This is a genomic window from Affinundibacterium flavidum, from assembly GCF_014284175.1.
Lineage (GTDB): Bacteria > Pseudomonadota > Gammaproteobacteria > Burkholderiales > Burkholderiaceae_D > Undibacterium > Undibacterium flavidum.
The window spans coordinates 162,674-188,966 of the sequence record NZ_JACOGA010000011.1 but is presented as its reverse complement, the minus strand read 5'-3'; the positions used below and the strand labels follow the sequence as shown (position 1 = coordinate 188,966).

Annotated in this window: 17 protein-coding genes and 1 tRNA gene; 9 read left to right on the top strand and 9 right to left on the bottom strand. The window is 44.9% G+C overall.

Annotated elements, in window-relative coordinates; all coding sequences use genetic code 11:
• Window positions 1-187: 187 nt before the first annotated feature.
• Window positions 188-841 carry a transcriptional repressor LexA gene (gene lexA, locus H8K55_RS13320; RefSeq protein WP_186942551.1) on the top strand — a complete coding sequence of 218 codons (654 nt, stop codon included), beginning with the start codon at window positions 188-190 and terminating at the stop codon, window positions 839-841.
• A 152-nt stretch (window positions 842-993) separates the two neighbouring features.
• Here the strand turns inward: lexA and lon are convergent, their stop codons facing one another.
• From lon to H8K55_RS13285, 7 genes are all read right to left on the bottom strand, one after another.
• Complete coding sequence (gene lon, locus H8K55_RS13315; RefSeq protein ID WP_186942550.1) at window positions 994-3,402, bottom strand: endopeptidase La; 2,409 nt, start codon at window positions 3,400-3,402, stop codon at window positions 994-996.
• Window positions 3,403-3,636: 234 nt separating this feature from the next.
• Window positions 3,637-4,902, bottom strand: a complete 1,266-nt coding sequence (gene clpX, locus H8K55_RS13310) for an ATP-dependent Clp protease ATP-binding subunit ClpX (protein ID WP_186942549.1) — start codon at window positions 4,900-4,902, stop codon at window positions 3,637-3,639.
• A gap of 188 nt (window positions 4,903-5,090) precedes the next feature.
• A complete protein-coding gene (gene clpP, locus H8K55_RS13305) occupies window positions 5,091-5,717 on the bottom strand; it encodes an ATP-dependent Clp endopeptidase proteolytic subunit ClpP (RefSeq protein WP_329605042.1) in 627 nt (208 codons plus the stop codon).
• 13 nt (window positions 5,718-5,730) lie between these two features.
• Window positions 5,731-7,074 (bottom strand): trigger factor, encoded by a 1,344-nt coding sequence (tig, locus tag H8K55_RS13300; protein WP_186942548.1) that lies wholly within the window; start codon window positions 7,072-7,074, stop codon window positions 5,731-5,733.
• A gap of 27 nt (window positions 7,075-7,101) precedes the next feature.
• Window positions 7,102-7,188, bottom strand: a tRNA-Leu gene (locus H8K55_RS13295).
• A gap of 262 nt (window positions 7,189-7,450) precedes the next feature.
• Window positions 7,451-10,561: an efflux RND transporter permease subunit gene (locus tag H8K55_RS13290; protein ID WP_186942547.1), complete on the bottom strand. Its 3,111-nt coding sequence runs from the start codon at window positions 10,559-10,561 to the stop codon at window positions 7,451-7,453.
• Window positions 10,558-11,745, bottom strand: coding sequence for an efflux RND transporter periplasmic adaptor subunit (locus tag H8K55_RS13285; RefSeq protein WP_186942546.1), 1,188 nt, complete (start codon window positions 11,743-11,745; stop codon window positions 10,558-10,560). The genes H8K55_RS13290 and H8K55_RS13285 overlap by 4 nt, the downstream gene beginning before the upstream one ends.
• Before the next feature lie 399 nt (window positions 11,746-12,144).
• Between H8K55_RS13285 and hpnC the strand changes: the two genes are divergently transcribed.
• Both hpnC and H8K55_RS13275 read left to right on the top strand, forming a co-directional pair.
• The gene (hpnC, locus tag H8K55_RS13280; RefSeq protein ID WP_186942545.1) at window positions 12,145-12,963 is read left to right on the top strand and encodes a squalene synthase HpnC; all 819 of its coding nucleotides are present in this window, start codon (window positions 12,145-12,147) and stop codon (window positions 12,961-12,963) included.
• Between the two features lie 29 nt (window positions 12,964-12,992).
• The gene (locus H8K55_RS13275; RefSeq protein WP_186942544.1) at window positions 12,993-13,697 is read left to right on the top strand and encodes a M24 family metallopeptidase; all 705 of its coding nucleotides are present in this window, start codon (window positions 12,993-12,995) and stop codon (window positions 13,695-13,697) included.
• 67 nt (window positions 13,698-13,764) lie between these two features.
• Here H8K55_RS13275 and H8K55_RS13270 read toward each other — a convergent pair whose 3' ends face one another.
• On the bottom strand, window positions 13,765-14,619 hold the full coding sequence (locus tag H8K55_RS13270) for a hypothetical protein (protein WP_186942543.1): 855 nt from the start codon (window positions 14,617-14,619) through the stop codon (window positions 13,765-13,767).
• A 239-nt stretch (window positions 14,620-14,858) separates the two neighbouring features.
• On the opposite strand from H8K55_RS13270, the gene hpnD reads away from it, so the two are divergent.
• The 5 genes from hpnD (at window position 14,859) to H8K55_RS13245 (ending at window position 22,931) form a co-directional block, all read left to right on the top strand.
• Entirely contained in the window at window positions 14,859-15,692 is an 834-nt protein-coding gene (gene hpnD / locus H8K55_RS13265) for a presqualene diphosphate synthase HpnD (RefSeq protein ID WP_186942542.1), read from the top strand.
• Between the two features lie 4 nt (window positions 15,693-15,696).
• A complete protein-coding gene (gene hpnE / locus H8K55_RS13260) occupies window positions 15,697-17,085 on the top strand; it encodes a hydroxysqualene dehydroxylase HpnE (RefSeq protein WP_186942541.1) in 1,389 nt (462 codons plus the stop codon).
• A 300-nt stretch (window positions 17,086-17,385) separates the two neighbouring features.
• On the top strand, window positions 17,386-20,064 hold the full coding sequence (locus tag H8K55_RS13255; RefSeq protein ID WP_230408609.1) for a TonB-dependent receptor: 2,679 nt from the start codon (window positions 17,386-17,388) through the stop codon (window positions 20,062-20,064).
• Window positions 20,065-20,485: 421 nt separating this feature from the next.
• Entirely contained in the window at window positions 20,486-22,237 is a 1,752-nt protein-coding gene (locus H8K55_RS13250; RefSeq protein WP_186942540.1) for a sensor histidine kinase, read from the top strand.
• 34 nt (window positions 22,238-22,271) lie between these two features.
• Window positions 22,272-22,931 (top strand): response regulator transcription factor, encoded by a 660-nt coding sequence (locus H8K55_RS13245; protein WP_186942539.1) that lies wholly within the window; start codon window positions 22,272-22,274, stop codon window positions 22,929-22,931.
• Between the two features lie 346 nt (window positions 22,932-23,277).
• Here H8K55_RS13245 and H8K55_RS13240 read toward each other — a convergent pair whose 3' ends face one another.
• Window positions 23,278-24,564, bottom strand: coding sequence for a sugar ABC transporter substrate-binding protein (locus H8K55_RS13240; RefSeq protein WP_186942538.1), 1,287 nt, complete (start codon window positions 24,562-24,564; stop codon window positions 23,278-23,280).
• Between the two features lie 428 nt (window positions 24,565-24,992).
• Here H8K55_RS13240 and H8K55_RS13235 point away from each other — a divergent pair, with 428 nt between their 5' ends.
• Window positions 24,993-26,213 carry a DUF5009 domain-containing protein gene (locus H8K55_RS13235; protein ID WP_186942537.1) on the top strand — a complete coding sequence of 407 codons (1,221 nt, stop codon included), beginning with the start codon at window positions 24,993-24,995 and terminating at the stop codon, window positions 26,211-26,213.
• Window positions 26,214-26,293: the final 80 nt, after the last annotated feature.

The following is a 26,293-nucleotide window of genomic DNA, read 5'->3' as shown; positions in this document are numbered from 1 at the left end:
CCACATGTAGATTGCTGCAAATTTACAAATTAAATGCAAAACAAATACAAAATATCTTGCATTCAGTCATTTACTGTATAAAAATACAGTCTGCTTATATATACAGCGCATCTATGTCGTAACAAAGCCACGACTAAGATTTACCAAACACCAACCATGCCAAAATCAAGTATCACTCGGGACTAACATGCTCAAGCTCACCGCGCGCCAGGAACAAATTCTCAATCTCATTCGAGATGCCATTCAAAATACCGGCTTCCCTCCGACCCGAGCCGAAATTGCCAATGAATTAGGTTTTCGATCTACCAATGCCGCAGAAGAACACTTACAAGCCTTAGCACGCAAAGGTGTAATTGAAATTGCAGCAGGTACGTCGCGCGGCATTCGTTTATTGGAATCAGAACTATCGAACTCAATGCCTGGTATGCAAATGGCACTCCCACATCCAGCATTTATGCAACTAAGTTTGCCGTTAGTTGGACGTGTCGCGGCTGGATCACCGATACTGGCGACAGAACATGTAGAGGCAACCTATCAAGTAGATCCTTCTTTATTTTCCGCCAAACCAGATTTCTTACTTCGAGTGCGGGGATTATCTATGCGCGACATAGGAATCATGGACGGCGACTTACTTGCGGTCAAAAAGGCAGATAGCGCCAGAAATGGTCAAATTGTCGTTGCACGAATTGGCGAAGAGGTTACAGTTAAACGATATATGAAAACAGCGGATGGTGTAGAACTTCTACCAGAAAACCCTGATTTTTCACCTATCATCGTCAATGAAAATGAACCCGATTTCGCCTTGGAAGGTCTTGCTGTAGGATTAATGCGCAGCTGGTGAATCTACTAGATTGCTTAAGCAATCTCATCCTACCTCGACCCCACTCAGCAACTTAATAACAAAATACTAGAACTTCGATGCACCAAAAAAAATGCCCGATGAAATCTTATCGGGCATTTTTTTACAACACAAAAAGAAATACAAGTTACTTATCAGTGCTTAATGGTCGAAGTGTCCGCATTGGCATCTGATTTCGCAACAGCAGGTACCGCCAATTCTTCCTCAGTCAAAGCGACAGGTTGACGTTCCAAGGCAATTTCCAAGACTTTATCAATCCAACGCACTGGAATAATTTCCAGTTTGTTTTTGACGTTATCAGGAATCTCTGTCAAATCCTTTGCGTTTTCTTCTGGAATCAATACCGTCTTAATTCCACCACGATGTGCCGCCAACAATTTTTCTTTCAAGCCACCGATTGGTAACACCTCACCGCGCAAGGTAATTTCGCCAGTCATCGCCACATCAGCACGCACAGGAATTCCAGTAAAAATCGATACCATTGCCGTAGTCATCGCAATACCAGCCGACGGACCATCTTTTGGCGTCGCTCCTTCTGGAACATGAATGTGCACGTCAGTTTTTTCGAAAATATCAGCTCTGATACCCAAACGCGCAGCACGACTACGAACCACAGTTCGCGCAGCCTCAATTGACTCCTTCATCACGTCACCAAGTGTACCCGTGCGAATCGTAGCCCCCTTACCTGGCATTGAAACCGCTTCGATTGTCAACAAATCGCCACCAACCTCGGTCCATGCTAATCCGACCACCTGACCGACTTGGTTTTCTTTTGTCGCAACACCGAAATCATACCGGCGCACACCTAAAAATTTATCCAGATTTTTCGAAGTAATCGTGGCTTTCTTCTCACTCTTCTTGAGCAGTAACATCTTCACCACTTTACGGCAAATCTTGGAAATTTCACGCTCAAGTGAACGCACGCCAGCTTCACGTGTGTAATAACGAATGATGTCGCGAATTGCAGACTCAGAAACCGAAATCTCTTCTTCTTTCAATCCGTTATTTTTTACCTGTTTAGGCAATAAATAACGCTGTGCAATGCTAGCTTTTTCGTCTTCGGTATAACCCGATAAACGAATCACTTCCATTCGGTCCAGTAGTGGCGCTGGAATATTGTATGAGTTCGAAGTGGCTACAAACATCACATCAGACAGATCAAAATCGACTTCAATATAATGATCGGAGAAAGTGTGATTTTGTTCTGGATCTAGAACTTCCAACAAAGCAGACGATGGGTCACCACGGAAATCAGCGCCCATCTTATCCACTTCATCGAGCAAGAATAAGGGATTACGTACGCCAGCCTTTGACAAACTCTGCAAAATTTTCCCTGGCATAGATCCAATATAAGTACGACGATGCCCGCGAATTTCTGCCTCATCACGCACGCCACCCAAGGCCATACGAACAAACTTACGGTTTGTTGCCCGCGCAATTGATTGACCGAGCGATGTCTTACCCACACCTGGAGGGCCAACCAGACACAAAATCGGTGCCTTCAATTTATCAACACGTTGTTGAACGGCAAGATATTCCAAAATACGTTCTTTGACTTTATCCAAACCATAGTGATCATCACTCAATACTTTTTCTGCATTGCTCAAATCATTATTCACTTTGGATTTTTTCTTCCAAGGTAAATTCACGATGGTATCAATGTAGTTGCGCACGACGGTAGCCTCAGCTGACATCGGAGACATCATCTTGAGTTTTTTCAGCTCATTCATTGCCTTATCGCGTGCTTCTTTTGGCATTTTTGCGGCAGTGATTTTTTTCTCGAGTTCATCGATATCTGCGCCGTCCTCGCCCTCACCAAGCTCTTTTTGAATCGCCTTAACTTGCTCGTTCAAATAGTATTCGCGCTGAGACTTTTCCATCTGACGCTTAACACGACCACGAATACGCTTCTCAACTTGGAGAATATCTAATTCACCTTCGAGCTGACCAAGTAAATGTTCAAGACGCTTGGCGACACTAAAAATCTCTAAAATAACTTGCTTCTGCTCCAGCTTCAAAGGCAAGTGAGCAGCAATAGTATCAGCCAAGCGGCCAGCATCATCAATACCAGACAACGAGGCTAAAATTTCAGGCGGGATTTTCTTGTTTAATTTGACGTATTGATCAAACTGCTGGACGATCGCACGACGCATTGCTTCAACTTCTGCATCTTCACCATCTTCTGGCGCAATTGGAGTGAGATCTGCAATGAAATGCGATTCAGAATCAGTAATCTTATGAATCCGCGCGCGCTGCGCGCCTTCTACCAATACTTTTACAGTGCCATCAGGCAATTTCAGCATCTGCAAAATATTGGCTATACAACCAATTTCATAAATGTCTTCCGCAGATGGCTCATCTTTAGCCGCTGCCTTTTGTGCTGCCAGCATAATGCTCTTGCCCTGCTCCATCGCAGCCTCTAATGCCTTGATAGATTTTGGACGACCGACAAATAATGGGATCACCATGTGTGGGAATACCACGACATCGCGCAACGGCAATAATGGTAATTCTATACGTTCAGTAATTGTGGAAGTTGTCATGGCGCACCTTTAAAAAAAACTTTCAGTAACTAGATTGGCGCACTAGGCTAAAACTCAAGCCCGTCATCCTAAAAAAAACAATAAAAAAAGCCACGCAGAGAAATTCCCTGGGTAGCTTTTCGATTGAAGCTAAAAATCTCTATTGTTTCGATAAATTGTACTGCTTATTTTTGTGAATCACAGAGAAAACCCAACGATTCACAAAAACTTTCCGAAAATTTGCAGCGATGCAACTTAAGCACCTGCAACTTTTGGTTGCTCATCGTAAATTAATAGCGGCTTGCCACCATTATTAATCGTATTTTCGTCAATTACCACCTTGGAAACATTTTTTTCACTTGGCAATTCAAACATGATATCCAACAAAGCATGCTCTAGAATGGATCGCAAACCACGTGCACCAGTTTTACGCGCTATCGCCTTCTTAGCAATCGCCTGTAATGCAGAAGGACGAATTTCCAGCTCACAACCTTCCATTTCAAGCAATTTTGCGTATTGCTTAATCAATGCATTTTTAGGTTCGACCAAGATTTGAATTAAAGCTGCTTCGTCCAACTCCATTAAAGTTGCAATCACAGGCAAACGTCCAACCAATTCAGGAATAATCCCAAACTTGATCAAATCTTGCGGCTCCGCATCCAAAATCACTTCACTCGCACTCTTCTGACTCTCGCTCTTTACGCTAGCAGAAAAACCAATTCCACTCTTCTCAGAGCGATCAGAAATAATTTTAGCCAAACCATCAAATGCACCACCACAAATAAACATAATGTTGGTTGTGTCAATTTGAATAAAATCTTGATTTGGATGCTTACGCCCACCTTGAGGCGGAACAGAGGCCATTGTGCCTTCAATCAATTTCAACAATGCTTGTTGTACACCTTCGCCCGACACATCACGAGTAATAGAAGGATTTTCCGCTTTGCGTGAAATTTTGTCGATTTCATCAATATACACAATACCTTTTTGTGCACGTTCAACTTCATAATTGCAATTTTGCAACAATTTTTGAATGATGTTTTCCACGTCCTCACCAACGTATCCAGCCTCAGTCAAGGTTGTTGCATCAGCGATTACAAATGGCACATTCAACATACGAGCCAAAGTCTGTGCCAACAATGTCTTACCAGAGCCAGTAGGGCCTACTAGCAAGATATTACTCTTGGCTAATTCGACGTCATCTTTCTTTCCGAGATGCTTGAGGCGCTTATAGTGGTTATATACGGCGACTGCCAATATACGCTTGGCTTTTTCCTGGCCAATTACATACTGGTCAAGCAACTCAGTAATTTCCACGGGAGTAGGCAAATCACTTTTTGCAGAAGCGATTGGCTCAAGCGCATTCATTTCATCGCGAATAATATCGTTACAAAGGTCGATACACTCATCGCAAATAAAAACTGAGGGACCGGCAATTAATTTTTTTACTTCATGCTGACTCTTACCGCAAAATGAGCAATAAAGTAATTTTTCGCCTGAGGTGTTTTTCTTATCTGACATAATACTTTTTAATAATTTTAACGAAGTAGTCTATGACCGTTATATTACTGCAAAAAAACGAAACCTCACTGCAATACACTCTATAAAGCGAAGGTTTTTTCACACACAGCCGTCAATTTATTGCGTAGAAATAAAAAACGCCCGCACTAAATAGATGCGAGCGTTTTCAATGAAACTAGATAAAAGCATTAAACGCGATGCGTCAATACTTTATCAATCAAACCGTACTCAGCAGCGGAATCTGCAGACATAAAATTGTCGCGATCAGTATCTTTCGCAATTTGCTCAATACTTTGACCAGTTTTTTCAGCCAAAATACCGTTCAAACGCTCACGCAAATACAAAATTTCACGTGCCTGAATTTCAATATCAGATGCCTGACCTTGTGCGCCACCCAAAGGTTGATGAATCATGATGCGTGAATTTGGCAAAGAAAAGCGTTTTCCTTTTGCACCAGCAGCGAGCAAAAATGCTCCCATAGAAGCAGCCAAACCAGTACACAATGTAGACACATCAGGTTTGATGAACTGCATCGTATCAAAAATTGCCATACCTGCAGAAACCGAACCACCCGGAGAGTTAATGTAAAGAGAAATATCCTTATCTGGATTTTCACTTTCCAAAAACAACAACTGTGCCACGATTAAATTTGCTGCCTGATCATTAACTGGGCCAACCAGAAAGATCACACGTTCCTTGAGCAAACGGGAGTAAATATCATACGCACGCTCTCCACGCCCGCTTTGCTCAACGACCATTGGCACCATGCCAAGCATATTTGCTTCTAAACCAGAGTTATGAATGATGCCTGTCATGAAATTTCCTATCTTATTGTGCTGCGTTATTACCCATCAGTTCGTCGAATGGCAAAACTGAATCACTCACTTTTGCCTTACCTAACACATAGTTAACGACGTTTTCTTCTAATACAAGGGCTTCAACTTCAGCTAAACGATTACGATCACTGTAGTAGTACTTCACAACTTGCTGTGGATCTTCATAGCTTTGTGCAAAATCTTCAACTTGCGCTTTGATTTGTTCTGCAGTTGCTTGCAATTGATTTGCTTTGACCAATTCAGCCAAAATCAAACCTAAGCGTACGCGACGCTCAGCTTGCGCTGTGAACAATTCAGTTGGAAATGGTACACCTTGTACATTCATACCGCGCTGTGCCATATCTTGACGCGTCATGTCAGCCAAGCGTTCAGCATCTTGTTCGATCAACGCTTTTGGTGCATCAAATTCAACTGCTTTCACCAAAGCATCCATCACACTGTCTTTAGTTTTTGCTTTGACGCGACCCTTAACTTCACGCTCAAGGTTTTCTTTGATGTCATTGCGCATTTTGGACAAATCACCATCCTCTACGCCCAACATTTTCGCAAATTCAGCATCAACTTCTGGCAAATGTGCCCATTCCAACTTCGCTAAAGTCACAGTGAACTCTGCTATCTTACCAGCTACATCTTTGCTATGATAATCTTCTGGGAATGCCAATGGGAAGACTTTAGTCTCTCCAACTTTTAAGCCCAAAGTTGCGGCTTCGAATTCTGGCAACATACGACCTTCGCCCAATACGAATGCGAAACCTTCTGCTTTGCCACCTGCAAATTCAACACCATCCAAAGTGCCGGTAAAATCAACTGTGGCACGATCACCAGTTTGTGCAGACAAATCAGCACCGCCATCGCCATGTTCACCTTGCTCACCCTTAACGTGGAAATGCACACGTTGTTTTCGCAAAATATCGATAGTTTTATCAATCTCAGCATCAGTCACATCAGTTTTAACCTGAGTCACTTCAACACCTGACAATTCGCCTATAACGACTTCTGGATACACTTCAAAAGTAGCATCAAAAGTCAGGTAGTTATCAGAGTAGCTTTTCTTAGGCTCGATGCGTGGGAAGCCTGCAACGCGCAAGTTATTTTCTTTAACTGCTTCAGAGAAGGCGATACCGACTTTGTCGTTGAGAACTTCATTCTCAATTTGATAACCATATTGTGCCGCGACCATTTTCATCGGCACTTTACCTGGACGGAAGCCAGGCGCTTTTGCTGTACGGGCACGTACTTTCAAACGCTTTTCAATCTCCGGTTGCATTTCTGCGATTGGAAATGTGATCGTGATACGGCGTTCTAATTTTTCTAAAGTTTCGACTGCAGTTGCCATGAAAATCGTCCAAATATAAAGAATCTGTGGTGCGAGAAGGGGGACTCGAACCCCCACACCATTGCTGGCGTCAGGACCTAAACCTGGTGCGTCTACCAATTTCGCCATCCTCGCGGGATGAAAACACCTTCCGGTAGAAAGACCGGCACAAAAGCAAAGGGCGACTTTAATTGCATTGTCGCCCATGACTAGTGCTGTGGCATTTCAACTTCAACCAACTATTCTACTAGATTTTATCCAGACTTGTCTCGAATTTTTTATGTTGAAATGGAAACTACTGCATTTTATTTACAGCTTTTCGATTCATCAGGATTTTTCAACAACAAAATCACTGACGAACCGAAAGCTACAAGCGCGCTTTCCGCTTACTTTCCGTTTAAATTGGTGTCAACGGTTTTCTAATTCTGAACCAAGCGGCGTACAAAGCTGGCAAGAATAACAAAGTTAATGCTGTAGCGATAATCAAACCGCCCATAATTGCTACTGCCATCGGCCCCCAGAATACAGAACGCGACAATGGGATCATCGCCAACACTGCCGCAGCGGCGGTCAAAATAATCGGACGGAATCGACGCACTGCAGCCTCAACGATGGCATCCCATGCAGGCACACCGGCGTCACGGTCTTGCTCAATCTGGTCGATCAAAATCACAGAGTTACGGATAATCATGCCGAACAAGGCAATCACACCAAGTTGCGCCACAAATCCGAAAGGACGCTGCAAAATCAGCAAAGCCATTGCTGCACCAGCGACACCCAAAGGACCAGTCAAAAACACCAGCACTGCACGTGAGAAGCTATGCAATTGCAACATCAGCAACGTAAAGATAATGAAAATTACCAAAGGTACATTTGCCGCAATTGACTCTTGTGCTTTACCACTATCTGCCGCCGCACCCGCCAATTCAATCTTATAACCAGGCAATAAGGTGGCGCGAATTGCATCCAGCTTAGGATTAATTTGACCAGAAACTGTCGGTCCTTGTATGCCATCGACAACATCCGATTGCACCGTCACCGCCCATTCACGTCCTTCACGCCAAACTACACCAGGCTCCCAAGCCAAGGAAATTTTCGCTACCTGGGACAACGGAACCGTTTTTCCACTCGCGGTCGGAACATTCGCATCACTCAAGGCCTGTACAGTTGAACGTTCATTCACAGGTTGACGCACAACGATATCAATCAACTTATTCGACTCTCTAAATTGACCAACTGTGGTACCCGTCAAGATCGTATTGGCAGCCCGCATCACACTCTGCGAAGTAATACCCAAGGCGCGCAATTTGTCTTGATCCATATCGATACGAATCGTTTTTACGGACTCATTCCAATTGTCATTTACACCGATGGCATTCGGATTCGCACGCATCACTGCCTTCACGCGATCGGCAATTTCCCGCACCTTCTCTACTTCCAATCCCGTTACACGGAACTGGACTGGATATGGCACTGGAGGTCCGTTTGGCAATAATTTCACGCGGCCACGAACTTCTGGAAAATCTTCTTTAAACGCTTGATTAATCTTCAGACGCAAGGCTTCACGCGATTTCAAATCTTTCGGCAACACGACAATTTGCGTCACGTTGGTTTGCGGGAAAATCTGATCGAGCGGCAAATAGAAACGGGGGCTACCAGTACCTACATAACTAGTGACACTCTCTACACCTTGCTGTTTTTGAATAAAGCTCTCAAATTTTTTCGCCTGTGCTTCAGTTGCTGCAAAAGACGAGCCTTCTGGCAACCACAGTTCCACCATCAACTCAGGGCGACTAGAATCTGGAAAGAATTGCTGCTCAATAAATTTAAATCCAAACACACCTAGTGCAAACACACCCAAGGTGATTGCGATGGTTGTCTTACGCCAAGTGACGCACCAGTTCACCAATGCTCTAAAGCGCGTATAAAACGGCGTATCAAATAATTCGTGATGGCCATCAGCACCAGCATGCGGCTTCACATGCAATAACAAATATCCGAGGTAAGGCGTGAACAACACCGCTGCCAACCATGAAATCAATAAAGCCAATGCATTGACTGAAAACATCGAGAAGGTATATTCACCAGCAGCCGACTCCGCCAAACCGATAGGCAAGAAACCGGCAGCCGTAATCAAGGTACCTGTCAACATTGGCATTGCTGTCGATGTATAAGCAAAAGTTGCGGCATCAAAACGGGAGAAGCCTTCCTCCATCTTACGTACCATCATCTCGACCGCGATGATCGCATCATCGACTAATAATCCCAAGGCAATAATCAAAGCACCTAGCGAAATTTTGTGCAAATCGATATTTAGGATACGCATGAACAAAAAGGTGACCGCCAACACCAGAGGAATAGTCAGACCAACGACCAAGCCCGGCCAGATATCAAGTCGCCACGGCTTAGTATGCAAACCAAGCGAAAGGAAGCTCACCGCCAATACAATCACCACCGCTTCGATCAGCGTATTCACAAACTCTCCGACCGACGACGCCACAATCTTAGGTTGATCAGATACGCGCTCTAGCTGAATACCGACAGGCAACTTTGATTTGATCGTCGTCACTTCGGCTTGTAAATGCTTGCCTAGCTCAATAATATTGCCGCCCTTCTCCATTGAGATGCCAAGACCAATCACTTCTTTGCCATTAAAGCGCATTTTGTCGCCTGGTGGATTCTTGTACTCGCGCTTAATCACCGCAAAATCACCCAAGCGGAAAGTCGTACCATTTGCGCGCAGTTGCAAATTCTCCAAATCTTTTACCGTCAATAGGCCCCCCGAAATTCGCACCTGCAAATTGCTCGATGAGGTCGTTAAAACACCGGTCGCTTCAATCTGATTTTGCGAATTGATTTGTGCAACGATAGTTTCAAATGGCACGCCAAGTTGGGAGAATTTTTTCTGAGAAAATTCAATATTGATTTTCTCTTCCTGTACACCAAACATTTCTACTTTGGCGACTTTAGGAATACGCAAGAATTGTTGGCGGACAAAATCCGCATATTCACGCATTTCTTCATAGCTAAAACCATCTGCGGAAATAGCGAATATTGAACCGTAAGTATCGCCAAATTCATCGTTAAAAAATGGGCCTACAACACCTGCTGGTAAAGTTCCTTTGATGTCACCAATTTTTTTACGAACTTGATACCAAGTTTGCGCCGTTTCTTTCGGTGGTGTTGACTCACGCAACTGCAGAATAATTAGGGTTTCTCCGGGTTTGGAGTAGCTACGAATTTTGTCGACATAGGGCGCTTCTTGCAACTTCTTTTCCAGCTTATCCGTCACTTGCTCCGCCATTTGCAAAGCCGTTGCACCTGGCCACACAGCGCGCACCACCATCGCACGGAAAGTGAAAGGTGGATCTTCATCTTGACCTAAACGAGCAAAACTAAAGATGCCGCCCAATAATAAAGCGACCATTAAATAGCGGGTCAGTGGAATATGCTCCAATGCCCAACGCGACAGATTAAATCCGCCTTTATCTTTATTTTCTTGACTCATTTAGCAGCTCCTGAGACTGCAGATGCGGCAACTGCGGCGCTGGATTGATGCTCTGCTTCCACGCCGAGAATGCTGACTTTCTGACCAACTTTAAGTAAGTTAACACCGGCTGTCACCACAGTTTGTCCAGGTTGAATCCCGGCAGCGACCAGAATGTCTTCACCACTACTAGCTCCCAATTGAACAGGCACTAATTTCACGGCGCCAGATTCCACGATCCATACAGAACTCACATTTTTTTCCTGGAACAAAGCCGTCATTGGCAAACGTATCATTGCCAGCGGATTCTTCATACCAAAAGACACTGTCGCCGTCATTCCCAAGCGTACGTCTTTGGCATTATCAGGTAGAGAAACTTTGGCGAGATACGTGCGCGTTACCGGATCTGCTATCGGTGATAATTCGCGCAATTTTGCAGTGTAAGTGTCTTTATCATTTGCCCATAAGCGCACATTAACGTCGGTCATACGGCGGATAGCATTAATTTTGTCTTCAGGAATACCGACAACGACATCCATGTCACCCGTTTTTGCTACGCGCACAACTGGCGTACCTGCAGCGACCACTTGTCCGACCTCTGCCTCAATCGCCGTCACTACGCCGTCCACATCAGCAATCAAGCTAGTGTATCCAGCCTGATTCGATTGATTCGAAAATCCCGCTTTAGCCTGTTCATAACTAGCTTGAGCCGCTTTGTAAGCAGTTTCTTTTGATTCCAATACCGCTTGCGCCACAAAATTTTTATCGCGTAATTCTTGGTAGCGTTTCAATTCTGCTTTTGCCAAGTCACGATTGCTTTCTGCTGCTGTTAGTCCGGCCTTAGACTGCGCTTGCGCCAATAATAAATCTTGTGGGTCTAATTGCATCAGCACTTGTCCACGTTTAACGATAGTTCCCAATTCAACTTTGCGTGCGACAATCTTTCCAGCGACACGAAAGCCCAAACGAGATTCAACCCGTGCTCTAACCTCACCGGAAAACTCACTAAAGATTTCACTGCCTTCCAATTTGGCCTGAACTGCTCGAACCGGTCGTATGTCTTCGGTTTTTTCCACCTTCTTTGAACATCCAGAAATACTAAGTAATCCGAACAAACTCAATATTGATATGAGTCGCACAAAGTGGGACGAAGACAGAGTAGAAAGCGCAAAATTACGGCGCGTGCGAGAGAGTGAGATTGACACGTGAATTTTCCTTTACGATTCCATCATTGAGGCAATAGGAGCTCAAATGAAGACAATAAAACGAGCACAAACTAAATGAAAGTTGCAATAGCCCACAAGTCTACGAGTCTGCAAATTCAACAATATCAAAATATATTGCCTCGACTTGTACGCTTTGAACTATCTTTACAACCCAAATAATTGAATTAACTGGGTTACACTGCACGCCTGAAGAATAAGATCTCAATTCACTCTTATTTCAACATAAAAACGCCAGTAAAAAAATTTAAATATTAACTTTTTATTTAGAAAGATTAATTAACTTAAATTACTGACTCGCGAGTTATTAATTATAATGACGAATCTTTTACTTGCCAATGACTTTCGAGTCATTTATTTTTAATTGCTATATTGACATCCATGAGTGTAGAGCACTACGAAAATTTTCCGGTGGCATCTTGGCTGATGCCTGCACATCTACGCCCGGCCGTAAAAACGATCTATGCGTTTGCTCGTAGCGCAGATGACATTGCGGATGAAGGTGATGCCAGCGATGCTCAAAGACTAGAGGCCTTGTCGCATTACGAAGCCCAGCTCAGCAAGATCCAAGAAGGTGCGATTCAAGAGTCAACACTAGACCCACTTTTTCGCGATTTGGCCAAGGTCATCGACGAGTTTCAGTTACCTATCGCCCATTTCTTCGATTTAATCTCCGCATTCAAACAAGATATCGTCTGCAAGCAATATGCCGACTTCGCACAATTACTCGATTACTGCAAACGCTCAGCGAATCCAGTCGGACGCATCATGCTGCATCTGTATCGAGCGAATAATGCAGAGAACTTAGTGCTGTCCGACCAAATATGCACGGCTCTACAACTGATTAACTTTTGGCAGGACGTCGCGATAGATTGGCAAAAAAAGCGGACTTATTTACCTCAAGAAGACTTACTTCGCTATCAGCTTGACATCGCACAAATTGCTTCGGGCAAGTATGATGCGGGCTGGCATGCAATGATGCAATTTCAAATTGATAGAGCACGAAGCTTAATGCTGGCAGGTAGTCCACTCTGCAAGAAGCTACCAGGACGTTTTGGGTTTGAATTACGCTTGGTAGTGCAAGGCGGATTGCGTATTTTGGAAAAAATTGAGCAAGTGAATATGGATGTTTTTCATCAGCGTCCGACCATCAAATCAAGTGACGGTTTGCTGCTATTTTGGCGCGCCGCGAGGATGTAAATTTATGTTCAACCATACAAATCGATATCATGCCTGATCAACAGAAAATCCAGGCCTATCGCGACATTCAAGACCGCACCAAATTGGTGATGTCTCAACTTCCTTTGTTATTTTCCACCGAAGATAGCGAACATAGTATTGCAGAAAAAGCCTACCAACTTTTGTGCGAACAAGGATTGACAGAAACTTGGTATTACAACTGCCCTGCTCTGGTGTTAGCGGGATCACGCAGTTGCTTGTCGATTTCAGGAAAAGAATACCAAGCCAACCATGAAAAATTGGGAGGCAAGAATCTGATCAGCATAGATCTAAGCCCTAGCAAAAATGGTGTATGGGGCGATTATTCGCGTAGTTTTGCCTTCGAGTTCGGCACTTACGTAGAGCAGGCAAAAACATTGGAATATCAAAACGGATTGAATTTTCTCAAAAACTTACATGAGGAAATGTTGACTTGGGTGAGGCCTGACACTAGCTTTCATCAATTATTTCAATGGGCGAATGTACGAATCCGTGAAAGTGGTTTTGTTAATTTAGATTTTCGCTCAAATGTCGGACACAGTCTCGAAATCGAACGAGAAAATCGTCAATATATACAAGCGAACAATACACATACGCTAGCAAGTGTCGATTTCTTTAGTTTTGAACCCTTTGTCCGAGTGAAAGGTGGTCTTTGGGGTTTTAAGCATGAAGACATCTTTTATTTCGATGATAGTGAGCGTCTAGTTTGCTTATGAAAAAAGCCAGGCTAACCTGGCTTTTTAACTATCTCAACGCATCTATCTCGGCTACTCACGTTTCCAGTTATGCAGCCACACAGGTTACCGCGATACTGCTAGCAGTAGTTGGTGCGGCGAGCGATGCCTTACCAGTGGCATTTGCCAAAGTACATTTTTGACCTGTCGGTTGCGTTGTCACTTCCACGCTGTATGTCTGACCGTCAGCCAAACTAAAGTTAAAATTGTAGACGCCATCCGCGAACAAACTACGAACATCTTTGGTCCCATCTGGCAAAGTATTCGTCAAGTTTAAAAAAGTACCCGACTTTAAACCGGTGAGAGTTCCACCGATTGGCACACCTGTAACGCAACTCACCGCAATATTACTTGGTGGACTCGCTAAGTTGGCAGTACCTGTTGCATTTTGAATACTACAAACTTGACCGACAGGTGGCAAACTTACTTTAACCGCGTATGTACCGCTATTCACAACATAGGTCTGGAATGTGAAGGCACCATCCGCAGCCAATGCTGTCTGCACTTTATCGTTCAAGCTTAAAGTTAATGACCCACCAGAAGCAAGACCAGTCAAGGCTCCCACCATTTTCACATTCGGCACACAAGTCACCGCGATATTATTAATTGGCGTTTCGCCGGTCATCTTTCCACTACCGTTACTTACGGTGCAATTGACAGGATTCGGTTGCTGCCCAACCGTGATATTGTAAGAAGCATTACTCGCGACACGGAATGAAAAACTATCGTCAACAATCAATGTTTTGGTGTACCCAACTTCGTTCACCAAGACCAAAGTACTACCTGTTTCAGTCAAGCCTTTCACCGTTCCACCTACCGTCGTGTAGACAAAACCACCACATCCAACCAGTACGCCAGCCAATAATGCACTTATTGCGGTTACTTTTTTATTTAATTTAATCAAGATCAATCTACCTTTAAACGAGTCGGCGTCGAAGTGGTCGCCAAGACCATTGCACAATAGTCCGGCATTGTACAACATGCGCGCGGCATTTTTTCGTCTATCAATTGTAAGAATCGTGTAAGTATTTTGTCGGGGGCAGCACATATTTGCACGTCAGCGAGATAAGTAAGAGTTTGTGCTAAGACGCTCAGTCGGTTAGGATTACGCCTTACTTCATAGTCCAACTCCTCGAATCCAGCATGTCCCCAGACGAATATTGCCAAGAAAAAGCCGCGCAGAGTGGCTCCAGTTTTTATTATAGTTTTCTATTCTTACCGCAAGAAAAGCGTCGCGCGATTACCGCGCTCTATGCATTTTGCCGCGAAGTTGATGATGTCGTGGATGATTGCACAGACGAATCGGTCGCCCGCAACAAGCTGATCTGGTGGCGTCAAGAAATAAGAGCCATGTTGCAGCAAGCGCCAACCCACCCTGTCACCAAAGCACTGTTACCTCATCTGGAGACTTACCAGCTTGATGGTGCACATTTACTGGCAGTCATCGACGGTATGGAAATGGATTTGAATCAAAACCGCTACCTCGACTTTATCGCCTTGCAAAAATATTGCTGGCATGTAGCTGGTGTCGTTGGCATTATGTCTGCCAGCATTTTCGGCATCAAAAATCCACAAACCAAACTGTTTGCAGAAAAGCTCGGGCTCGCATTTCAAATGACCAATATCATTCGCGATGTCGGCGAAGATGCGCGTAAAGGCCGGATTTATTTACCAGTAAACGAACTGCAACAATTTAATGTTCCTGCCAGTGATATTCTCAATGCACGTCATAGCGAACAGTTTGTCGCGCTGATGCAGTTCCAATATGAGCGCACACAAAATTTGTATGACGAAGCGTTTGCCTTATTGCCTGCAGAAGACCGTCGCACACAACGCACGGGATTAATCATGGCGGCAATCTATCGCGCCTTGCTAGTGGAAATTCAACAAGATCATTTTCAGGTATTAAAACAACGAATTTCACTCACGCCCATTCGCAAATTGTGGTTAGCGTGGAAGACCTATATCCGTGGCTAAATTGATGTCAAAATCTAAGCACATAGCAGTAGTTGGTGCTGGCTGGGCGGGTTGTGCTGCGGCAGTAAAATTAAGTCAAAACGGTCACCGGGTGACCTTGATTGAAGCCGCCAGAACGCTGGGGGGGCGCGCCCGCGCAGTAGAAATTCATGGCAAGCGTCTGGATAACGGACAACACATTTTGCTTGGCGCCTATACCGCGTGCTTAGATTTAATGCGCCTGCTGAACATCGATCAGCAACAAAATTTCCTGCGTTTGCCTTTGCAAATGGTGTATCCGCACCAAACTGGCATGCAATTTATTGCACCAAAACTGCCAGCCCCACTCCATTTACTGTTCGCTTTATGGCAGGCAAAAGGTTTAGCCCGTGAAGACAAGCTCGCTTTAGCACGTTTTTCTACCACTGCGCGCTGGATTGATTGGCAGCTTAATCAAGACTGTAGCGTCAGCGAACTACTACAACGCTACGATCAAACCGAACGTCTTTGTCGTTTAATGTGGAATCCGCTCTGCATTGCCGCTTTAAACACGCCGCCAGAACGTGCCTCGGCGCAAGTGTTTCTCAACGTCTTGCGCGATAGCTTAGGAGCACGTCGAGCGGCATCGGATATGTTGATTCCGCGCCAGGACCTAAGTAGCTTGTTACCAAATGCTGCGGCGGAATTTGTGACGCGTCATGCGGGTCAAATCATTCTCGGCACGACGATTCATCAGTTGACTTTATTGTCGAATGGAAAATGGTGCTTGCCTGAATTAAGCTCAGCATTACCGCAATCGGCTTCGTCAGACCATTTGAATCAAGAGTGCGAATTCGATGGACTTGTGGTTGCTACGAATGCCGAACAATGCCACAAACTGTTAGCGCAGGTGCAAGCTGAAGAAGAGCAAACTGCTTCACCCGATTTGCTAAAGCAGTTAGCTTTCGAAACTCAGTTTGACTACGAACCAATCACCACCTGTTATTTGCAATACGCTGACTCGCTACAATTGGATCGACCTTTTTATGCGTTAGCAGATAATCCAGCGCAATCACATTGGGCACAATTTATTTTTGATCGTGGGCAACTCAATTCTCAGCAGGCAGGATTAATGGCGGTTGTCGTCAGTGCGTCGACTGCGGCTATTGCTGACTCACATGCCCAGCTCACTCAGGCGATATGCCAACAATTATCGCAGCAATTACAAATGCCCCACTTAGCCCACCCACTGTGGACGCAAGTGATCACTGAAAAACGTGCGACGTTTTCCTGCAAGCCTGATTTGCAACGTCCGCAGAATCACACCGCCATCGCTAATTTGGTAATCGCTGGCGATTACACCGCATGCGACTATCCTGCAACGCTGGAAGCAGCGGTGCGCAGCGGTTTGCTAGCAGCTGCGGCATTGAACTGATCTCCATTAATCTCCATTAATATTTATTGGCTAAGCCGATTACGCTAGGCGTCCCTAGCAAGATAGCTTACGCAAACAATCAGGCATACACGCTAATAATGCCGCTCTAAGTAAATTCACTTAGATACAAGAGTATATTTCTGAATTGCCCGAAAATGAGGCAGAGATAAAACTACGTCTAGCCTCAACGCTAATAAATTGAATGCAATTAAATTCGCGTTGAGCTTCGCATCGAGCGTACGGGGGAGTATGGACGACTCGATACACATGTCAACATCTACCATTTTCGAGAGAGCTAAAATGCCCCGTCTCAGAACTTCACGATCCATCATGCATCTTGCTATCGCCAGCGCCTGTGCAATGCTGGCGTTTCAAGCAGATGCGCAAGAAGCGACCAGTAATAAAAAATCAGTCAGCAAACCAAACAACACCGCCGACGACAATAACAAAGACGTCATTCAGGAAGTCACCGTCAGTGCAACCCGGCTAGCGACCTCTTTATTAAAAACACCTGTCGCAGTCACCGCCATCACTCAGGAGAGCTTGAGCCGCGAAGGTATTACCGATGTGCGCGGTCTCTCAGGTAATGTCCCTAACTTACAACTTTCCACCGGTGCCGATTCTGGCGTCCAAATTAGCATACGCGGTGTCAGTTCAAATAACTTTACTGAAATCGGCGATCCAGCAGTGGGGCTACATGTGGCAGGCCTGTATTCACCACGGCCGCAGGGTGCTTTGGCCTTGATGTTTGATCTCGATCAGGTAGAAGTTTTGCGCGGCCCACAAGGCACATTATTTGGACGCAATTCTACCGCCGGTAGTATCAATCTGATTCCAGCAAAACCTGAGTTCGGCTCCAGCTATGGAAGCACAGTCTTTGATCTCGGCAACTACAATCAACGACAAATTAATCTGATACAAAATATTGCGGTCAGCGATAACTTTGCCTTACGCGCGACCATCATGAATGTCAAACGTGACGGTTGGGTCAATCAAATGCAAGACTTCACCGATGTCAATCTTCCTGAGCATGGCTTCATCGGAGATGGCATTCCCGATGTCGATCAACGCCACAACACTAAAGTCGCAAAAAAAGACTTTTACAACAATAAAAATGAATGGGCTGCTCGCTTATCTGCACGTCTTAAAGTAACACCCGACGTAGACTGGCAACTCTCGTATGAAAAATTTCAGAACAACGGTGCCGGTGATATCGGCTTAAAGGATTGCAAACAAGCAGCTGGAACTCGCTTTGCCTGCACAGGTGGACAGTGGGACTTGAAAATCAATGTGCCGGGCAAAATCGATATGTCGATTGACACTATACGCTCGGCACTCAGTTGGAATCTGAGTCCCAACAACAGCATAGAATATGGATTCGCCTATGCCGACCAAAGACGCAAGCAACAAAGTGATGATGACTCTGGATATCACCCATTAGGTCGCCAAGGTGTAGTGACCTTACCCGTCGGTGAAGAAGGTGATTGGTCAAATTGGCCGGTAGTCGATAACTCGTCACTCACGCTGGACTCCAAATATGTCTCCACAGTACATGACGTACAATTCAAGCACAGGGACACCACGCTGCAATATGTGGCAGGTGCATTTTGGATGCATGAAAAAAACCAGATCAATTATGCGCAAGAATATCTGGTAAATGCGCCGTTTGGTTACCCTATCAGCCAATACTATGCGCAGCCGAATCGTCAAATTGATGCTAAAGCGGTCTATGCACAAGCCGATTGGAAGCCGGTACCGAGCTGGACAGCGACTTTTGGTGCCCGTTTTAGTCAAGATAAGAAAGATGATAAAGGCGGCAAAGTCTATGGTAACTGGAAGAGCGAAGAACCTTCTTACTACAACAGCCTATATCATGCAGGAACACCGGGTACGCCAGGGTTCCGCGCCCATAACAGCGCAGACCTGACAAACCAGATGGGTGCTTTTGCTGGACCGAATGCCTATGGTGAATATGGCCCGCCTGCTCAAAACGATCATGCCCAAAGTTGGAACAAGTTGACCTACCGCATCGGTTTGATGAAAGAACTCAATAACAATGAAATGATTTACAGCTCTTTATCGACAGGCTACAAATCAGGTGGTTTTGGGGATAAAGATGATATTTGCAACGGCAAGCGCTGTGCAGAAGGCCCTGCAGGACCGCAATATAGTTTTTTCCCTTACAAACCAGAAACCGTCACCAATCTTGAACTCGGTTATAAAGGCAAGCTACTCGATAAACGTCTCAGTTTTTCGATGACAGCGTTTTATAGTCAATACAAAGACATGCAAGTGACAGGCGATTTTTTTGCATCAAAAATTATCCCGGAAAGTCCCTGTACTGATAGCAACCCCAATTGCGACGTTGTCATCAAATGGCAAACAGCGAATGTAGGTGTGGTCGACATCAAAGGCTTGGAGTTAGAACTCGACTACAAACCTTGGGCGGGTGCCCGTATTGGTGGCTTCTTCTCTTACCTTGACACAAAAATGCGAGACTATCCTTCGTTTAGCGATAACTGGGGATGCGGTGTGCGTGAAGAATATGGCGCGGTTCCCTGCCCTGAAATGTATACAGGCTCAGACCGCACAATGGCAGGCCGCAGACTTTACGACATCACAGGCCATCGCTTACCGTTGTCACCTAAATTCACGCTGGGACTCAACTTCTCACAAGATTTCGCGCTCGATAGTGGTTACACCTTAACACCTTGGGTCGCAATCAAATGGCAAGACAAGATGTATTTCACTTTGAGAAATCTCGACAATGCGCATATCTCAGATGCACAAAAAGCCTATAGCAAGGTCGATGCATCGATCAAACTCAGCTCACCAAATCGTAGTTGGTATGCAGAAGCCTATGTGCTCAATTTGAGTGATACGCGCTCAAAAAATAGTGCGGGCGACGCAGGAGGATTTATTAAGGCAACTTGGAATGATCCACGCACTTACGGCATACGACTTGGCTTTGATTATTAAATGAACCGCAATCAATATCAAATGGTAGCTACAGACTTCCCCCAGGACGTTTTACCGTTTAGTGCAATTTGCTGAGTCTCCCCCACTACATCAGCAAAGATAATCGGATATGGCAGCACCGATTTTCAAACAGGACTAAACAAGTATAGCGAACTGGCTTTACACGGCAAATTTCGACGGAAATTTGCCGTTTTTTTGCCGTTTTTTACTATGTCGAATAAATACACTCACCGAACTCGACGCACTGAATAAATCCTAGCCGCTCACTAAACTATCACCGAGCTATCACTAAGCTAACACTAAACTATCACCAAGCGTTCACTACTGATGATCAATTATTCCTTATTCGTTTCTTCGTTTTGCATTCACGCTTAATCTGATCCAACTGTGTTTTACAAAACTACTATTCCGATGATAGATTATGCAGAGCCGTGAAATTTCCATCATCACGCAATTCGACCTCGGCAATATAGCGCCGCAATCAGGACATACGATGCGATTTGCCCGACAAAGTTTATTCAATAACCGCTGGACCTGGATAGGCATGATGCTGTTCCTGACGGTCGGTCTATTTGTCGCGAGCACTCTTGGATGGCTTTGGTATGCAGAAAAACGCGCGACTGCGGCGCGTCAGTCTTCACTTGATTTATTGTGGATGGAACAAATCATCACTAATAAACTAGAAACACATCAGGTGATGTTGCAAAATTGGGCTATCGATCTACAGCCTGATTCAAAAAAATCACGTGAAGAATTTCTGCATAGAATCGACAACTTGATGAAAGAGAATCGCGCCATTCTCTCCATCGAATTTCTAGATCAAAATCAGCAACATCTGATTGGCTTACCTGAGTACGAACAACGCCCTGGTAATCTTCCGCCACTCAATGACCCATTAGTGAGCGAAACGATCAATCAAAGCCGCAGTCTGAAAAATATCGCCTACAGTCGTGTCATCGAACAATTTGCACCACTCTGGGTGTTAGCGCTGCCGTCGGACAATGAGTTCATCAAAGATAGCAGCCTGCTCATTACTTACGATCTCGATAAACTATTAACCCAAGAAGTTCCTTGGTGGTTTGTGCAGCGCTACGACCTCAGTTTGGTCGACAAAAATGATAAACAATTATCGCCTAGCGAAGGTGGACTAGTCAGTCACACCCAAGAATTAAATCGACTTGATTTCGGCCCAGCAACCAGCGGCCTTTCCTTAAAAACCAGTGTGCGTGTTGTCCAAAATTTTGATACCTTGTTGATTTCACTGGCGTTCGCGGTACTGCTATTTGGTCTGCTCATCGTTTGGTTATTGCGACTGCTGCGCCGTTGGCTAATCGAGCGACAAACCGCGCAACAAGCTTTACGTGAACGTGACGAACTATTGCAGCATACCGCGAGACTTTCAAGCTTAGCGGAATTCGCTTCAGGCATGGCACATGAACTCAATCAGCCACTGGCCGCAATTGCCAACTACGCGGCAGCCGCCGAATGCCTATTACAAAACGATCAGGTGCAATCGCCGAAAGTAAAATTAGCAATTGAAAAAATGGGAGAAGAATCTCGTCGCGCCGGCAAAATTATGCGTAGCATGCGCAATCTTATTCAGAAAAATGCTACTCCTCATGAGCCCTATTCTTTGCTCCGTCTGATCAACGAATCTATCGAACTGATAGAAGCTCAAGCGCAACGCCAGCGCGTATCGATACAACTCGAATCACACATTCCAGATGTGATGTTAGCTTGCGATGCGGTGATGCTAAAGCAAGTGTTATTTAACCTGATGCGAAATGCACTAGATGCAATGACGCCAGATTCTATACCATCTAATTCTATTGCGACAGAAGCTAACGAATCTGAAGTTCACTTACCACATCACTTGCCACCTCAGTTAGGGCAGCAATTGCGACATTGCTTGCAAATCATCGTTCAGAAAGTTGAGGACTATGTGCACATCAGTATCGTTGATGATGGTCATGGAATTCATGACATAGACAAATTATTTCAAGCTTTTTATACGACAAAATCGGAAGGCATGGGTCTGGGTTTAGCGATCTGCAGAACCGTGATTGAAAACCATGGTGGAAAAATTTGGGCAGAAAACAATCCTGACTCAGGAGCCAGTTTTCATTTTCGACTGCCATTGCCTGTACCAGCGACTCAAAACCTACTAAGCTAATTTCATTTCCACCAATATCAACGATGAGAAATTCATGAGCTCTGCACCATCTAATTCGATCAAAAATTCACCGCGCATCGCGATCATTGACGACGACGCCAGTGTACGCAGTTCACTGGTGATGTTGCTGGAAACACGTCAATGGCTAACGACAGAATTTGAACGCGCCCAAGATTTTTTAGAGACCGCCAACCCGCTAGAATTTAATTGCGTATTAATCGATGTTCGGATACCTGGGGTCAATGGTCTGGAGCTATTCGATGAACTCATTCGTCGCAGCAAACACCACAATACTTATCTACCTCCTGTTATTTTTCTCAGTGGTCATGGTGATATCCCCTTAGTCGTTCGCGTATTAAAACAAGGTGCTGTCGATTTCTTAGAAAAACCAGCCGACCATCGCAGCCTGATAGACGCCATCGCGCGCGCCATCCATACCGACGAAAAAGCTCGCGCTGATTTTTTGGGTCAAGCCGATATTTTAAAAGAAATCGCCGAGCTGACACAGAGAGAAAGAATGGTACTAACGGAGATTGTCGCTGGTTACTTAGGAAAACAAATTGCAGACCATCTCGCTATCAGCCCCAAGACGGTGGAGGCACATAGACTACATATCTGCCAAAAATTAAATGTCAGAACGAGTATGGAATTAGCCGCCAAACTGCGTGATATTCCACCTAGTTTGTGGCAGTGATTAGCATGACTAAACAGTGTGACTAATGATGGTAATGAATAAGTGCAATTGGTAAGAACAAATCACACTTGAATTAAAGAGAATAGTAACTCAGGGGATTTAGTAGGGCGGGTGCAACCCGCGCCGCATATAGGATCAGCTGGGTTACACTACGTCCTGGCGGCGCGGGTTACACCCGCCCTACAAACTGTCGCTCCTGCGTAGGCAGGAGCCCAGTGTCGTCAGTTGATCGACGAACGCCGCTAGATTCCTGCCTACGCAGGAATGACATGCTGTGCTGTAATTTCGCTTTTTTTCCTTCTTTCACAATATCAACATTTCCGATCTGTTCTTACATCTGAATTCCTCACTGCTCGGCAGCCAAGATCGTATTCGCTTGTTGAGAAGCCTGCTCTAAGTTTTTCTTAATTGCCGCGCTGGTTAAGGTATCTTTCTCGCCATTGACGACCGCCACAATTCTTGCGATGTGACTGCGAAATACATGTTCTAGCTGTGCCCAAGCGGCGACAACAGGGTAATGCCGGCCTAACTTTACCTGCTCGATAAATTCTGCGTAGTGCGGATCTTTTAGTAAGGAAGGATCATTCACCGCATCCAAACGCGCTGGCAGCATACCCGACAATTTACTGAACTTCACTTGCGCTTCACGCCCCACCAAAAATTTCAATAACTTCCAGGCTTCGTCTTTATTTTTCGATGATTTCATCAGAGCCAAATCAGATCCTGAGAAAAAAGTCTGATTCCCCTTGATACCCGCTGGATAAGACGCCACACCAAAATTTTGTGCAGCCGCCGATTCCATTTGTCCCCCTTTGGCCTTGGGCGTATTCATCATCTTCAGCACCCACGGTCCGCTAAAAATCACCGCATATTGATTCGCAAAAAAGCCCGATTCTATTTGTACCGAATCCTTGTCCAAAGCAGAAGCTGGTACCAAGCCCTCTTCTGCAAAACTGGTGTAATACCTTACCGCCTGAAATGTTTCGGGCGAATAAATACTGGCAGAGCGACGATCAGGGCTTAAGAAATCACCACCCGCATTCCAAATCCATGGTGCTAAATTGTGCAAAATATCCGAATCACTTTTCCCTGGATACCCCAATGCCGCAACTTTCTTTCCATCAAAGCTGATGCCATTAATTTTTTGCATTGCTTGTTTAAAGCTACTCCAATTCGCGAAGGCTTCGCTCGCCTTTATACCTGCCTTCTGAAATAAATCAGTGCGATAAAATGCGACGCGTGCTCCGGCATACCAAGGAATCGCAAAAACTTTTCCCTGATTGTGTCGATGCGTAGTGACCCACAATGCTGGAAAAAATGCACGTTCACCGCCCAATTCATTTTGCTGCGCAAGGCTGATTGGCTCCAACGCATCTTGTGCAGAAATAGCAGCAACCCAGGTGCTTCCCAACTCAACCAAATCAGGTCCCTGCCCTGATGCCGCTGCAGCTTTTATCTTGTTCAATGCACTTTCCCAATTCAATACTGTGACATTCACACGCAGGTCAGGATTGCTTGCGAGATAGGGACGCAAAATCTCACGCATATCTTGTTGTGGCTGTGCCGTGGTGGACATCACCCAAATATTCAATTCAGCCGCTTGCAAGGTAGGTGCACACACAGCATTGCTCATGCAGGCAATGGCAAAACACATTATCCGAAACACACGGCGCGAAAAAATTAGTTGATTGCTTGGCATACGCATCGAGATCTAGGTCTAAGTCAAACAGCATAGGGATTTGCAGTGTGCCTCAATTCTTTTTTGAAAGGAATGTGTTTTTCAATAATTTTCTGCACACCTTTTTAACGTCATAGGAGAAGTTAATGATGAGTAAGTAAATTTACCTAGATAGGAAAGTAGTTCTATGCATTGTCGTTTTGACGCGATCAAGGTAAATTCCATCTGGCAACGTGCATAGCTTGTGCATTAGTGGCGCATCAACCACGCATCAGCCAAACATCAACCGCACATCGCTTGTTCATCTTTTACCCATCACCTATTCGCCTATCGAAAGTCGCTTTATGCTCAATCCCATTAATGTTCTGAAAAATCAAAGGGTCATGTCCATCGACGCGTTTCGTGGCATCACATTTTTGATGATGATCATCGTCAATGAAATTGCCGGTGTCAATGGGATTTCTATCTGGCTAAAACACATGCCAGCCGACGCCGATGCGATGAGTTTTCCGGATATCGTATTTCCAGCTTTTTTATTTATCGTTGGTATGTCGATACCCTTCGGCTTAAATCATCGCCTGCTCAAAGGTGATAGTTTTTGGTCTATGAACATCCACATTCTGCTACGCGCATTTGCTTTGATTGTGATGGGCTTCTTCATGGTGAATGCAGAAGATGGTTTTCACCAGGCATCTATGCCAATCTTGATACATAGCTGGGCGCTAATGTCTTATCTTGGCTTTATGCTCATCTGGGGTGTTTACCAATTCAAGTCCATCATCCTCAATCGTGCCTTAGTCGGTCTGGGCATCGCCATCTTAATCGCAATCGCGATTCTGTATCGTGGTGGCGCAGATGGAAGTCAAACTATGTCACCACAATGGTGGGGAATTTTAGGACTCATTGGCTGGGCTTACTTAATATCGTGCTGGGTCTATCAACTGTGCCGCGAAAAACAAAATTTGCTTGTGCTCTCTATCGCCACATGTATTGCATTGTATGCCCTCATTCAAAGCATTAATACTCAACTCGCTGGTCAAGCTAACTTCGCATTAAGACTGTTGCTGAGCTTGGATGCCCATGCTGCACACAGTTCGATCGTTCTCTGCGGCATAGTCTGCAGCCTGATTTTTTTCGAAGAGAATCAAACTATTGATCCCTTACAGCAACCATTACAGCAACCACTGCAACAACCGCTTCAACTTCGACAACGGTTTAGCCGCGCACTCTTATTCACAGTGAGTTTGATCGTGATTGCCAGCGTATTACGACCATATTTTAAAATCTCCAAAATCTATGCGACACCATCCTGGTGCTTGTATTCTGCCGCAATTTGTATCGCTGTCTTTTCATTGCTGTACTGGATCATCGATCTCAAACGCATGCAATCTTGGGTCAAGCTGGTCGCGCCTGCCGCTATCAATCCATTAATTTGTTATTTGATTCCGTTTGTGATCGAAGCACTACTCAAACTTTTCAAGCTCTCCTCCCCCGTCCATTTTTTCGCAGGTGGGATGGGAATGATGGCTGCAGTGGTCTACGCGTTCATCATCATCTTGGTCGTCGCGATGCTGAATAAAATTAATTTCAAAATGAAATTTTGATACGCGTTTGAATCGGTACGCTAATTCAAAAAAACCAGAAAAGTCGAACTGCTATAATAGATAACCATAGACACTCGACG